The sequence below is a fragment of the Streptomyces sp. XY431 genome (assembly GCF_001279805.1).
Lineage (GTDB): Bacteria > Actinomycetota > Actinomycetes > Streptomycetales > Streptomycetaceae > Kitasatospora > Kitasatospora purpeofusca.
Window position 1 is genome coordinate 161,730 of record NZ_LGDO01000001.1, and the last position, 13,530, is coordinate 175,259.

The following is a 13,530-nucleotide window of genomic DNA, read 5'->3' on the forward strand; positions in this document are numbered from 1 at the left end:
GCCGTCGGCCCAGGAAGTTACCGACGAGTACACTGCCCCGGAGACACTGCACACCCGCAACAAGCAAGCCGCAGGAGACGGAGAGCCGATGCAGCTAGCAGCGATCGTCATCTCGCTGGTCACGTTCGTGGTCGGCACCGCGCTCGCCGCTCGTGCGGCGCTTTACATCTACCGGGTGGTGCGGACCGGCCAGCCGGACGCCACCCGCTTCGGGCAGCCCGCCCAGCGAGTGAAGACCGTGGCCGTCGAGTTCGTCGGCCACACCAGGATGAACCGCTGGGGGATCGTCGGCGTCGCCCACTGGTTCGTCGCGGTCGGCTTCTTCACCCTGGGCCTGACCCTGCTCACCGCGTTCTTCCAGCTGTTCGACGCCGAGTTCGTGCTGCCGGTGCTCGGCGGCTGGCTGCCGTACGAGCTGTTCACCGAGCTGGTCGGCACCTTCACCACGCTGGGCATCGCCGCCCTGATCGTGATCCGCCTGCTGAGCCTGCCCGGCCGGGCGGGCCGCAAGTCCCGCTTCGCCGGCTCGATCGCCTGGCAGGCCTTCTACGTCGAGTACACGATCCTCGGCATCGGCCTGTGCATCATGATCCTGCGCGGCCTGGAGGGCGCGCTGGAGGGCGTCGGCTCCTACGAGGCCAAGTACCTGATCTCCTACCCGCTGGTGGCGGCCTTCCGCGGCCTGTCCCACGGGACCCTGGAGAACCTGGTCTACATCTTCGCGATGCTGAAGATCTGCACCTCCTTCGCCTGGGCGATCACCATCGGCATCAACCCCTCGATGGGCGTCGCCTGGCACCGCTTCCTGGCCTTCTTCAACATCTACTTCAAGCGCGCGGAGGACGGCTCCACCGCGCTCGGCGAACTGCGCCCGATGACCAGCGGCGGCGCGCCGATCGACTTCGAGGACCCGGCCGACGACGCCGTCTTCGGCGTCTCCCAGGTCGAGCACTTCTCCTGGAAGGGCATCCTCGACTTCTCCACCTGCACCGAGTGCGGCCGCTGCCAGTCGCAGTGCCCGGCCTGGAACACCGGCAAGCCGCTCTCGCCGAAGCTGCTGATCATGAGCCTGCGCGAGCACGCCTTCGCCAAGGCCCCGTACCTCCTGGCCGGCGGCGGCAAGGACATGGAGGGCGAGGAGAAGGCCACCGCCGAGCAGCTGGCGGACGTCCCGGCGGCCGCCCTGGCCGAGGCCGAGCGCCCGCTGATCGGCACCGCCGAGGAGAACGGCGTCATCGACCCGGACGTGCTGTGGTCCTGCACCACCTGCGGCGCCTGCGTCGAGCAGTGCCCCGTCGACATCGAGCACATCGACCACATCGTCGACATGCGCCGCTACCAGGTCATGATCGAGTCCTCGTTCCCCACCGAGGCCGGCACCATGCTCAAGAACCTGGAGAACAAGGGCAACCCCTGGGGCATGGCCACCAAGGCGCGCCTCGACTGGGTCAAGGAGCTCAAGAAGGAGACCGGCATCGAGGTGCCGGTGATCGGTGAGGACATCGACCCCGCCGAGGTCGAGTACCTGTACTGGGTGGGCTGCGCCGGTGCCCTGGAGGACCGGGCGAAGAAGACCACCAAGGCCTTCGCCGAGCTGCTGCACACCGCGGGCGTGAAGTTCGCGATCCTCGGCAAGGAGGAGTCCTGCACCGGTGACTCCGCCCGCCGCCTGGGCAACGAGTTCCTCTTCCAGATGCTCGGCGCGCAGAACGTCGAGACCCTGAACGCCGCGCTGGAGGACGCCCCGGTCAAGCGGATCGTGGCGACCTGCCCGCACTGCTTCAACACCATCGCCAACGAGTACCCGCAGCTGGGCGGCCACTTCGAGGTCATCCACCACACCCAGCTGCTGCAGCACCTCATCGACGAGGGCAAGCTCGTGCCGGTCAACCCGGTCGAGGGCCTGATCACGTACCACGACCCCTGCTACCTGGGCCGGCACAACAAGGTCTACAGCCCGCCGCGCGAGATCATGGACAAGGTCCCCGGTCTGCGCCAGCAGGAGATGCACCGCCACAAGGAGCGCGGCTTCTGCTGCGGCGCCGGCGGCGCGCGGATGTGGATGGAGGAGCGCATCGGCAAGCGGATCAACACCGAGCGCGTGGACGAGGCGCTGTCCCTCAACCCGGACATCGTCTCCACCGCCTGCCCGTTCTGCCTGGTGATGCTCTCCGACTCGGTGAACGGCAAGAAGAACGAGGGCGCGGCCAAGGAGCACCTGAAGGTCGTCGACGTCGCCCAGCTGCTGCTCGACTCGGTCAAGGCGGTCCCGCCGGCCGAGGCCGAGGAGCCGCAGACGGTCGACGCCTGAGCGGCGTCCCGCCCGAGGGGCCGTGAACCGGCCCGGTTGTTCGACAGTTCTGCAACAACCGCCCGGCCCGGGGGGTGCCACCGGCATCCGCCCGGGCCGGGCTTTTCCGGTGACCGCCCGGGGCTTTTCCGGTGACCGCTCCGGGTTCTCCCAGCCGCCGCCCGGTCCCGTCCCGGGCACCGAGGTCAGGACCACCGGGCGGCGCTCCTGTCAGAAGGAAATACAGTAGGCGCCGGACCGGCCGTGCGCCGGTCGATCCGTTCCGGCCCCCGGAACGGCGTACACCACACCGACGGAGGTATCGGCCCGCCGGGCCGGGCCGCACAGAGCACAAGGGGAACAGCGCAGACCATGACCGAGGCGATCATGCTGGTCGGTGGTAAGGGCACGCGACTGCGTCCGCTGACCACCCACACCCCCAAGCCCATGCTGCCGGTGGCAGGCGTCCCGTTCATCGCGCACCAGCTGGCGCGCGCGGCGGCGGCCGGGGTCACCCGGGTGGTGCTCGCCACCTCCTACCTCGCCGAGGTCTTCGAGGACCACTTCCAGGACGGCACCCCCTACGGCATCGAGCTGGTCTACCTGACCGAGCGCGAGCCGCTCGGCACCGGCGGGGCCATCCGCAACGCGGCCACCGGGCTCACCTGCGGCCCCGACGAGCCGGTCCTGGTCTTCAACGGCGACATCCTCTCCGGCGTCGACATCGCCGCCCTGCGCGACGGCCACGTGGCCGCCGGGGCCGATGTCACCCTGCACCTCGCCCGGGTCGAGGACCCGCGCGCCTTCGGCCTCGTCCCGACCGACGAGCACGGCCGGGTGCTGGAGTTCCTGGAGAAGCCGGAGACGCCGGAGCAGATCGTCACCGACCAGATCAACGCCGGCTGCTACGTCTTCACCCGCTCCGTGATCGACCGCATCCCGACCGGCCGCGAGGTCTCCGTCGAGCGCGAGACCTTCCCCGAGCTGCTGGCCACCGGGGCGCTGCTGCGCGGCGTCGTCGACACCTCGTACTGGCTCGACCTCGGCACCCCGGCCGCCTTCGTCCGCGGCTCGGCCGACCTCGTGCTCGGCAAGGTCGACTCGCCCGCCGTGCCCGGCCCGACCGGCGACGCCCTGCTGCTGCCCGGCTCGACCGTCCGGCACGGCGCGGTGCTCAGCGGCGGCACCGTGGTCGCCGAGGGCGCGGTGGTCGAGGCCGGCGCCATCGTCGAGGGCAGCGTGATCCTGCCCGGTGCCGTCATCGGCGCCGACACCCTGGTCAAGGACTCGATCGTGGGCGCCTTCGCGACCATCGGCGACCGCACCGCGCTGGACGGCGCGGTGATCGGTGACGGCGCGATCGTGGAGTCCGACAACGAGCTGCCGAACGGCATCCGGATCGCCTGCGGCACCCTGCTGCCGGTCGGCGCCGTCCGCACCTCGGCCGGCCCGGGCGGGTGCCCGGCCGGTACCAGCGCCGCGGCCTCCGTGCACGGGCCGAAGGTGGCCGTGGGGCAGTAGCGCCCCGCCGTGACCCCGCGGCAGTAACAGGCTCGCTGCAAACCGGAACCGGTCCGGTGCCCGGCCACCGGGGCGCCCGCCGGGCGGGTACCTTCGGAACGTGGCTGGCAATCGATACGACAGCGGTCAGGGCGCCGACCCCCGTGGCGGGTGGTCGGCGCCCCCGCAGCAGCAGGCGGCGCCCGGGGGGTACGGGCCGACGGACGGGCCGGAGTACTTCACCGGCCCGCAGCAGGGCCCCGGCGGCCCGTCCGCCCCGCAGGGCCCGACGGACCCGTACGGTCCCGGTCCCCGCTCCCCGTACGCCTCGCAGCAGGACCCGTACGGCGGGCAGCGGGACCCGTACGCAGGGCAGCAGCCCTACCCGGGGCAGCCGGGGCAGCCCTACGGCGGGCCGCAGCGGGACCCGTACGCGGCCGACCAGCCCGGGCACACCCGGGCCTTCCCGGTCGGCGCCGACCCGTACGCGGGCGACCCGTCCTCCTATGCTCCGGAGCAGCCGCCGTACCCCGACGGCTACGGGCAGCAGGGCCGGGCCCAGGGTTACGGCGACGACAACGTCGCCGTCTACCGGGCCGGCGGCCAGTCCGCGCCCCAGGCCACCGGGCCGAGGCCGAGCTGGCGCGAACTGCTGACCGGACTCTTCCGCACCCCCACCGCGATCTTCGACCGCACCCGCGACCACCAGGTCTGGCTGCCCGCCGTCACGGTCTCCCTGCTGTACGGCGCCCTCGCCGTGCTCGGCCTCGGCATGACCCGCGACGACGTGGTCAACTCGACCTTCACCGTGGCGCTCACCGCACTGCTGGCGGCGGCGATCGGCTTCACCCTGGCCGGCGCCATGCTCGGCGGGGTCACGTACGCGCTGGCCCGGCAGTTCGGCGGCGACGGCCCGTGGCAGTCCACGGTCGGCCTGGCCGTGCTGATCGGCTGGGTCACGGACGCGCCCCGGCTGCTGCTGGCGCTGGTACTGCCGGCCGACAACCTGCTGGTCCAGGCGGTCGGCTGGGCCACCTGGCTGCTCTGCGCCTTCCTGCTGACCAGCATGGTCCGCCGGGTGCACGACCTGCCCTGGGGCAAGGCGGCCGGTGCGGCGGCGCTGCAGCTGCTGGCGCTGCTGGTGCTGATCAAGCTGCCGACCCTCGGCTGACCCCGTCCCCCTCCCGGGCGCGCCCCCGGACCTCGGGGACAATGGAGCACGGGCCTCGCCTCGCGGGGCCCGTTGCCGTTGCCCGGGCCGTCCCGTCCGGGCCGCGCTGTTCGTCCTGTCCAGTCCACCCTCACCCGCACGGAGCCAGGCATGACCCTCCCCACCACGCACGTCAGCTTCCCGGCCGGGGCGGTGACCGGCGAGTCGACGGTGCTCGCGGTGCACCCGCTGGACGGCGGCCGGTACGCCGTGGTCACCGGGGCGACGCCGTTCCACCCGCTCGACCACACCTGGCCCGACCAGCCCGCCGACCTCGGCACGCTCACCGTGGACGGCGTCGGGCTTCCCGTCGTCGACTGCCTCACCGGTGCGGTCGGCCCGGACGGCGGCCCGGTGCTGGTCGGCGCCGACATCCCGGTCCGGCGCGGCGACGAGGAGTGGTCCTGGCTGGTCCTGCACGTCCTCGCGACCGACCCGGGTGACATCGTCGGCCGGATTGCCGCCCTTGCCGTCGACGCCGGCCGGCGCGGGGCGCTCAGCGCCTCCCACAGCGGCTGCCACCTGCTCGCCCTCGCCCTCAACGAGGCGCTCGCACCGCGCTGGCGCAAGGACCCGGGCCGCACCGACGCCTTCGGCCACCCGGACTTCGACAGCCTCGCCATGGCGAGCTCGGTGATGGACACCGAGGCGAGCACCGACACCTACCGGCTCGGCAAGTCGCTGCGCAAGAAGGGCTTCACCGCCGAGGCCACCGAGGAGTTCCCGGCCCTCGCCGACGCCCTCCCCGAGCTGACCGAGGCCGTCAACCGCCGGCTGGCCGGCTGGGTCGCCGCCGACGCCCCGGTGCGCATCGACGTCCCCGGTCCGGAGCTGACCGCCCGCCGCGAGTGGCACTGCGAGCTGCCCGAGGGCGCGGCGCGGATCTTCTGCGGCGGCACCCATCTGCACCACCTGGGCGAGCTGGCCGAGCTCCGCACCGAGCTGCGGCTCTCCGAGGACGGCAGCGAGCTGGTCGCCGTCACCCGCCCGAAGCGGGCCTGACACGGCGGCGGGCGGCCACCCCGTCCAGGGTGGCCGCCCGCGTCCTGCTCGCCGCTCGTGTCGCTTGCGTTGCTCGTGTTGCTGCTCAGACCTTGGAGCGGTGGAAGTTCAGGAAGGAACGGGACGGCGTCGGGCCGCGCTGCCCCTGGTAGCGCGAGCCGTAGCGCTCCGAGCCGTACGGGTGCTCCGAGGGCGAGGAGAGCCGGAACAGGCAGAGCTGCCCGATCTTCATCCCCGGGTAGAGCTTGATCGGCAGGGTCGCGACGTTCGACAGCTCCAGCGTGACGTGCCCGCTGAACCCGGGGTCGATGAAGCCCGCCGTGGAGTGCGTCAGCAGACCGAGCCGGCCCAGGCTGGACTTGCCCTCCAGCCGCGAGGCGACGTCGTCGGGCAGCGTGATGACCTCGAAGGTCGACGCCAGCACGAACTCGCCCGGGTGCAGGATGAACGCGTCCTCGCCCTCCGGCTCGACCAGCCGGGTCAGGTCCGGCTGCTCCTCGGAGGGGTCGATGTGCGGGTAGCGGTGGTTCTCGAAGACCCTGAAGAAGCGGTCCAGTCGCACGTCGATGCTCGACGGCTGGACCATCGCGGGGTCGAACGGATCGATCACCACCCGGCCGTTGTCGATCTCGGCCCGGATGTCCTTGTCAGAGAGCAGCACGCTTCGAGGTTACGTGCACGATGCGGCCCCGGACGAATCGCCCGGGGCCGCACCCGTCACATCTCTCCCCTGACCGCCCTCGTCAGGCGAGGAACTCCGCGGCCTCCAGCCGCAGCGCCCGGGCCAGTTGCGGCTCGGACAGCTCCCGTACGTCGGCCAGCACCGAACTCCTCAGCCGCCCGCACTGCGGGCACCGGATCAGCCGCCCCGGCCCCAGCCGGCCGGGCCCGAGATTCTGCATCGGGAACGTGGTGGTGCTGAACAGGTGCCCCTCGGCACAACGAACGACGGCGCGCTGCTCCATCGATCCCCTTCCCATCCTTACCCCGGTACTCACCCGTACTCGTCGCCCCGAACGGCGGAGCCCCCGGGACCAGCGTCACATTAGGGGAAGTTCCGGACATTCCACACCAAGGCTCGCCGCCCGCACCCACCCGCCGGGGCAGTCTCACGCGGCCCACACAGTACGCCTCCGCCCCCACCCCGCGCGGCTCCGCCACGACCTCCGGCCACCTGTGCAACGACCGGGACGGATGGGGTACAGTGAAGGCAGATCGAGCGTCTCTGACGACTCGTCAGGCGGGCGTAGTTTAATGGTAGAACATGAGCTTCCCAAGCTTATAGCGCGAGTTCGATTCTCGTCGCCCGCTCCATAGGTAAAGCCGCAGGTCACTGACCTGCGGCTTTCGTGTTGTCCGGGCCGGTTCGACCCCGTCTCCGGCCCGGCGCACGACGGGGCCGGAGGAGTGGGCCGCAGCCGATCCGGGAGGCCCGTGCAGAGCGCCGCCGGGGTGGTGGGGGAGGCCCGGATCCGCTCCGCTGCGGTGGCAGTTGAAGGTCCTTCGGCGGTGTGCGTCGGCAGGCTACCGTTGGGCCGGATGCAACAGGTCGGGGCATTGGAGAACCTCTGCCTCACGGAGGACCGGGGGGTGGGTGCGGTGGATCCGTTGTCGTTGTCGATGGTGACGGCTTTCCTGGGCGCGGCCGGTGCGGGGATGGCCAACGAGGCGGGGAAGCGGGCCTGGGAGACGGTGGGCGGGCTGGTGGCCCGGGTGGTGGGGCGTGAGGTGCCGGCGCCGGTGGGGCAGGCCGAGCGGGAGTCGGTGGCGGGGCTGCTCGTGGCGGAGGCGCAGCGCAGCCCCGAGCAGGCGAGGGCGCTCGCCGCTGTGATGAGTGGGCGAGGCGCCGGTGGGGCGGCGGCGCACGGGGTGCCGCGGCTGCTGCCGGCCTCGGCGCGCTTCTTCACCGACCGGAAGGGCCCGCTGGCGCTGCTGGACCGGGAGGCGGACCGCAAGCCCGACGGTCTGCCGAAGGTGGCCGTGCTGCACGGTCCGGCGGGAATCGGTACCAGTGCGCTGGCCTTCCACTGGGGCGGCCGCGAGGCGGGCCGGTTCCCGGACGGGACCTTGTACATGGACCTCCGGGGCGGTTCGGTGAGCACCGCCCCGACGGCCGCGACGGTCCTGCGGCATTTCCTGCTGCGCCTGGGGGTGCCGGCGGAGTACGTGCCGCCCGCCGTGGAGGACCGGGTCGACCGCTTCCGCTCCCTGCTGTCCGGCCGGCGGCTGCTGGTGGTGCTCGACCACGCGCAGTCGGCGGCCCAGGTCGGTCCGCTGATCACGGCGGCGCCCGGCGTGTTCACCCTGATCGTCGCCCGTCGTCCGCTCACCGGGTTGGACGCGGTCACCGTCTCCGTCGGTCCGCTGTCCGACAAGGACGCCAAGCGGCTGCTGGCCGAGCTGGCGGGACGGTCCGCCATGGTGACGGCCCGCGCCACGCTTCCCTCGGTGCTGGAGCGGTGCGCCGGCTCCCCGTTCGCGCTGCGAGCCATGGCTCCGTACTTGGCGACGGGGGAGGTCGGCGGCGGTGATCCGGCCGATCCCCTGCCGGCAGGGAGTCCCCTGCCGCCGGTGCGGGCCGTCGCCGAGGAGGCCTACCGGCGGCTCGGGGCGGAGGCGGCGCGGGTCTACCGGCTCGGGTCGCTGCGGCCGTGGCCCTCGCTGGGCGCGGCCGTGGTGGCGGTGACGGCCGAGGTCCCGGAGGACGACGCGGAGCGGGCGCTGGCCGAACTGGCGGAGCTCCAGTTGCTGGAGAGCACCGGCGACGGTCGCTACCGGTACCGGCCGGCGGTGCGTGCGCACGCGGAGGAGGCCGCGGCCCGCGAGGACGGCCTGGCGGGGTGCGCCGCGGCCGTGGCCCGCGCCGCGGACTGGTACCTGCGGTTCGCCGTCCGCGCCGACTACGCGGCGCTGAAGGAACGTTGGCACCTCGGCCCGCTGTACGCCGAGCTGGGTCCGGGGCCGTACGAGGACGAGGGCGCGGCGGTCGCCGCGCTGGTCGCCGAGGCGGGCAACCTGGTGGAAGCCGTGCTCGCCGCCGAGGAGTTCGGCCGCTCCGACACCGTCTGCCAGACCGTCGAGGCGCTCTGGGCCGTGCAGTTGAAGGCCGGCTGCCACGATGTGCTGCTGCCCGCGCTGCGGGCCGGGGCCCGTACGGCCGGTCGGCACTGCCCGGGGACCCGGACGGCCGGCCGGATGCACATCCAACTCGCCTTCGCCCTGATGGAGTTGCGGCAGGACGAGGAGGCGGAGCGCGAGCTGCTGACGGCCGCGGAGGACGAGGCCCGGGCCGGGCACGCGCGTGGCCGGGCGACGGCGGTCGAGTCGCTGGGACTGCTGCGGCTGCGGCAGTGGCGGTTCGGGCCTGCCCTGGAGTGCTTCGAGGAGGCGGACGGGCTGCTGGACCGGATCGGCCCGGCCGACGACGGCGCCGCCGATGTACCGCGGGCCCGCGCGCTGCTGCACCGGCACCGCGGGCGGGCGCTGAGGGGCCTCGGCCGGTTCGACGAGGCGGAGCAACGGCTCGCCAGGGCAAGGGAGTTCTTCCGCGACAGCGGAGAGCGCTACAACACCGCCCGGGTGCTGACGGATCTCGCCGAGCTCCACCTCGACACGGCCGACCGCACCGGGGCGCTGCCACTGATCGACGAGGCTGCCGCGCTGCTGGGCCGGGAGAACGCCACGGTCCATCTCACCTACCTGGCCGGGCTGCGCGCCCAGTGCCTCCCCGATCACCTTCCCGATCACCTTCCCGATCAACCGTGACGCGGACCCGCGCCAGGCGGGTGCCGGTCCTGACGGTCAGGGTGGTGGGCGCCGGTGCCACGGTCCCGGCGCCGGTGTGCAGCCGTGCGAGCAGCGCCGAGGCGTGCACGGCCGGGTCGCCGGCGGTGTCGGAGGTCAGCCTGCACCGCAGTCCGCCGCGGTGCAGCACCTCGCACTCGCGAGGGCCGGTGACGTAGGCGGCGAGTGAGGCAGACCGGTACCGGTCGAGCACCTCGGCCGCCCACTCCTGGGGCGAGCCGAACCGGGGGTCGTCGGGCTCGCCGTACCGGAGGACGACGTCGGCCGACTCCAGTGCACCGGGATCGAGGGTGTCCTCGTGCACGGCGAGGTGGCCCTCGCCCTCGGCGTCGTCCGGTTCGTACCGGGGCTCGGCGAAGCGCAGCACGGCGATGGTGCCGTCCGCGGTGGTGCGGGTGAGCACGCGCAGGGGCGCGGTGCGGAGCGGCGGTTCGTACGGCGGCAGCGGCAACGGGTCGAGCACGGCCGGGGCAGCCGGCTCGGTGATGCCGATCAACTCGTAGAAGAGGCTGCGCAGCAGGGCGGCGGAGCGCCCCGGTGCCGAGCTGGTCAGCTCGTTCGGCCCGTCGAGGGGGCGGTGTTCGGTGAGCAGCCTGTCCAACTGGGGCGGCAGCGCCCTGTACGGATCGAGTCGGGGCGCGGAACGGACGAACGCCGCGACGGGTGACTCCGTCCCGAGGGCCTCCGGGTCGGCGGCGCCCAGCAGTACGGGTGTGCCGCAGGCGGCGGCGTAGTAGCTGACCGAACCGAAGTCGCCCAGGACCACGTCCGCGGCGATCAGGGCCTGGCGCCAGCCTTCGAGCGGGTCGACCAGGGCGAGCCCGGCCCGACGGGCCCTGTCCAGCCAGAGGCGGATCTGGCCGGGGCCGTGGCCGTGCCAGATGTTCGGGTGGAGGACGGCCGCCACCCGGTACTCGTCGGCGGGGAGTTCGGAGGTCAGCCGGGGCAGCAGGAGCGGGAGGACGTCCTCGGGGCCGGAGTCACCGAAGAGCGAGGTCGGGTTCCAGGTGGAGTTCAGCAGGACGAGGCGCTGCCCGGGATGCACCCCGAGGGCCCGCCGGTACCGGTCCCGGTGGTGCCGGGCGGCGAGGATGCGGTCGAAGCAGGGGTCGCCGGCCAGTACGGCGGTCGGCACGGCCTCGGGGCAGGACTTGGCGAGCCGGTCGATCTGCTCGGGGTGGGAGAAGACCATGGCGTCCGCGATCGGGGCGCCTCCGGTGGTGAGGATCCACTCCGGTCCGAGCCCGAACACGGCGTCCGGCGTCCGGCGTCCGGCGTCCGGCGTCCGGCGTCCGGCGTCCGGCGCTGTCAGCGTCTTATTGTATCCGACGCCGTGCGAGAGAACTGTCAACTTGCCTTTGATATCGCCGAGTTGGCCGCCGAAGCTCGCCGATATCGCCAGGTCCACCGGAGTCGAGAGGGCCTGCTCCCAGGGCAGGACCGGGACGCCCGTTGACGCCAGCAGCTCCGCCACGCCCGATTGGAACGGCGACGAGCCGGTGCAGGTCGCCAGCACCTGGAGCCGCAGGTCGTCGCGGAACAGTGGAAGCACATCGATCAGCCGCGTCGCCGCCGTCACGTTGTGGACGATCAGCAGGACCCGCCGGCACCGTCCGCGGGTGGCCCACCGGGCCGCGTCGGGCCCCACCGGTACGCGAATCCAGTGCTTCAGGTCCTCGACCACACTGCCTCCCAGCCCTTCCGGTTCGAGACCTCTGCGGCCGCCGTCGCCGATCTTGGAATCGGAACTGCCAACGTATCGCGCCGAGGGGTGGACTCCTCGGCGGTCCTGCCGCGCGCGAGCCGGTCGGGGCGAGGTGAAGGGCGGGACGAGGGGCGGGCTCAGGGGCGGGGGTAGAGACGGAGGAAGGCCTGGACTCCGGTGGTGACGGTGGCCCGGAGGGCGGCGTCGGAGATGGGGACGGCGCCGTAGAAGGACTGGTCGGCCGCGCCGCTGAAGGTGAGCAGGGTGAAGTGGGTGGCGGCGAGGTCGGGGTCGTCGAGGGCGAGCAGGTGCTGGGAGGCGAGGCGGGTGAGGTGGTCGGCGAGGTCCCGCTGGGAGGCGAGTGGGCCGGCGGCGAGCCAGGCGGCGAGGACGTCGGGCGGGATGTTGCCGGCTTCGGCGCGGATGGTGCGGCCGAGGGCGTAGTGCTCGCCGGCGGCGAGCACGGCCTTGGCGCGGTCGACGGCGAAGGCGGTGAGGTCGGCCTCCAGGTCGACGATCTTGTGCAGATGGCGGTCGGCCAGGCCGGCGATGATCTCGGTGAGTTCGCCGGCGGTCTCCAGGGCGACGGAGAGGAAGAGCTTCTCCTTGTCGCCGAAGTGGTTGTAGATGGTGCGCTTGGACACGCCGGCCTCGGAGGCGATGGCGTCGACGCTGGCCCGGGTGTAGCCCTCGCGGCCGAACACCGTGCTCGCCGCGCGGGCGATGGCCCGGCGCTTCTCGGGCATGCGGCGTGAGCCGGTGGTCGCTGCCGGGTTCGCTGTGCTCATCGGGCGGGTCCCCTCCTCGGCGTGTTGCACTACCCGGTGCAGTTTACCTGGAGGGGTGTGAAGTGCGGACGGTGGTGAGCGCGGCAAAAAGGGGCGGCAAGAAGGGCGGCGACAAGGGAGGCGGCGGCAAAGGGGCGGCGACAGGGGCCCGGAAAGCAGGGAGGCGCGGAGCGAGTCCCCCCGGACCCGCTCCGCGCCGCGTCACGCGCGGCTGTTCGCCGCTCCCCCCGACCACCCCGGACTCCACCGTCCCCCCTGGCACCGCTCTCCGGCGAGAGCGTTCCGCACAGGCCCGGCAGGCCCCCTTTGTTGTGGGGCGTCGTTGATCGTTACCGTAACAAACCGCTTGGTTGGTTTGTCAATACCTCGAATCCATGAAACATCCACAATCGGGGATGTCCGTCCGGTTGGCAAGGGGTGGCCGGGGGCAAGCGGAAGCGGCTGGTGGGATCGGTCGTTCGGGTGCCGGAGGATTCCGGCCGGTGCACGACGGGCCGCCCGTTCGGAATCCGATATTCCGAACGGAATGTCGGTATTTGCTGCCGTCAGCGCAGCAGACGGCGTTCCTTGGCGACCGCCACCGCGCCCGCGCGGGTGTCGACGCCCAGCTTGTCGTAGATCCGGCCCAGGTGGGTCTTCACCGTCGCCTCGCTGATGAACAGCGCCCGGGCGATCTCCCGGTTGCCGAGCCCCTGGGCGAGCTGGGCGAGGATCTCCGTCTCGCGCTCGGTGAGCTGCGGTGCCGGGGACCGCATCTGCGCCATCACCCGGGAGGCGACCGGCGGTGAGAGCACCGTGCGGCCCTGGGCGGCCGAGTGCACGGCGGCGAACAGCTCCTCCGGCCGTTCGGCCTTCAGCAGGTAGCCGGTCGCGCCCGCGCCGATCGCCCGGGTGATGTCGGCATCGGTGTCGTACGTGGTCAGCACCAGGACGTGCGGTGCCTCGGGAGCGGCGGTGATCCTCCGGGTGGCCTCCACCCCGTCGATGCCGTCGCCGAGCTGGAGGTCCATCAGCACCACCTGCGGGGCCAGTCGGGCCGCGAGGTCGACCGCCTCCTCGCCGCTGCTCGCCTCGCCGACCACCTCGATGTCGCCGGCGCTGGCCAGCAGGGCGAGCAGACCGGCCCGGACCACCGCGTGGTCGTCGCAGACCAGCAGCCGGACCGGGGACGGGGCGGGGGTGGGGTTCATCGGACGGCTCCTGGGCCCTGGCGACGGTCGGGGGCGGTGGG

Annotated in this window: 9 protein-coding genes, 1 tRNA gene and 1 pseudogene; 6 read left to right on the forward strand and 5 right to left on the reverse strand. The window is 72.8% G+C overall.

Translation table 11 applies throughout. The features are described from left to right. Positions 1-88: 88 nt before the first annotated feature. The 4 genes and pseudogenes from ADK60_RS00695 to ADK60_RS00710 all read left to right on the forward strand — a co-directional run bounded on the left by ADK60_RS00695 (position 89) and on the right by ADK60_RS00710 (position 6,002). A complete protein-coding gene (locus tag ADK60_RS00695) occupies positions 89-2,311 on the forward strand; it encodes a (Fe-S)-binding protein (protein WP_045938829.1) in 2,223 nt (740 codons plus the stop codon). Positions 2,312-2,662: 351 nt separating this feature from the next. Continuing rightward, positions 2,663-3,736 (forward strand): annotated as a pseudogene (gene manB, locus ADK60_RS00700) (mannose-1-phosphate guanylyltransferase); the annotation flags it as partial. A gap of 175 nt (positions 3,737-3,911) precedes the next feature. Then, positions 3,912-4,961, forward strand: coding sequence for a Yip1 family protein (locus tag ADK60_RS00705; RefSeq protein ID WP_053642305.1), 1,050 nt, complete (start codon positions 3,912-3,914; stop codon positions 4,959-4,961). A 150-nt stretch (positions 4,962-5,111) separates the two neighbouring features. Beyond that, entirely contained in the window at positions 5,112-6,002 is an 891-nt protein-coding gene (locus tag ADK60_RS00710) for an alanyl-tRNA editing protein (protein WP_053642307.1), read from the forward strand. Between the two features lie 85 nt (positions 6,003-6,087). Here ADK60_RS00710 and dcd read toward each other — a convergent pair whose 3' ends face one another. Together dcd and ADK60_RS00720 are read right to left on the reverse strand one after the other, a co-directional pair. Next, positions 6,088-6,663, reverse strand: a complete 576-nt coding sequence (gene dcd / locus ADK60_RS00715) for a dCTP deaminase (protein ID WP_045938825.1) — start codon at positions 6,661-6,663, stop codon at positions 6,088-6,090. Positions 6,664-6,745: 82 nt separating this feature from the next. After that, a complete protein-coding gene (locus ADK60_RS00720) occupies positions 6,746-6,982 on the reverse strand; it encodes a hypothetical protein (RefSeq protein WP_045938839.1) in 237 nt (78 codons plus the stop codon). Between the two features lie 260 nt (positions 6,983-7,242). Here ADK60_RS00720 and ADK60_RS00725 point away from each other — a divergent pair. Next, positions 7,243-7,316 (forward strand) — tRNA-Gly (locus ADK60_RS00725). Positions 7,317-7,541: 225 nt separating this feature from the next. Then, positions 7,542-9,767: an ATP-binding protein gene (locus ADK60_RS00730; protein WP_053642309.1), complete on the forward strand. Its 2,226-nt coding sequence runs from the start codon at positions 7,542-7,544 to the stop codon at positions 9,765-9,767. On the opposite strand, the gene ADK60_RS00735 is transcribed toward ADK60_RS00730, so the two are convergent. The 3 genes from ADK60_RS00735 to ADK60_RS00745 all read right to left on the reverse strand — a co-directional run bounded on the left by ADK60_RS00735 (position 9,694) and on the right by ADK60_RS00745 (position 13,489). Further along, a complete protein-coding gene (locus tag ADK60_RS00735) occupies positions 9,694-11,490 on the reverse strand; it encodes a CDP-glycerol glycerophosphotransferase family protein (protein ID WP_107094450.1) in 1,797 nt (598 codons plus the stop codon). The two genes, ADK60_RS00730 and ADK60_RS00735, sit on opposite strands and share 74 nt — an antisense overlap. Before the next feature lie 158 nt (positions 11,491-11,648). Continuing rightward, a complete protein-coding gene (locus ADK60_RS00740; protein WP_045938822.1) occupies positions 11,649-12,299 on the reverse strand; it encodes a TetR/AcrR family transcriptional regulator in 651 nt (216 codons plus the stop codon). A 545-nt stretch (positions 12,300-12,844) separates the two neighbouring features. Beyond that, entirely contained in the window at positions 12,845-13,489 is a 645-nt protein-coding gene (locus tag ADK60_RS00745) for a response regulator (RefSeq protein ID WP_053642311.1), read from the reverse strand. Positions 13,490-13,530 lie beyond the last annotated feature (41 nt).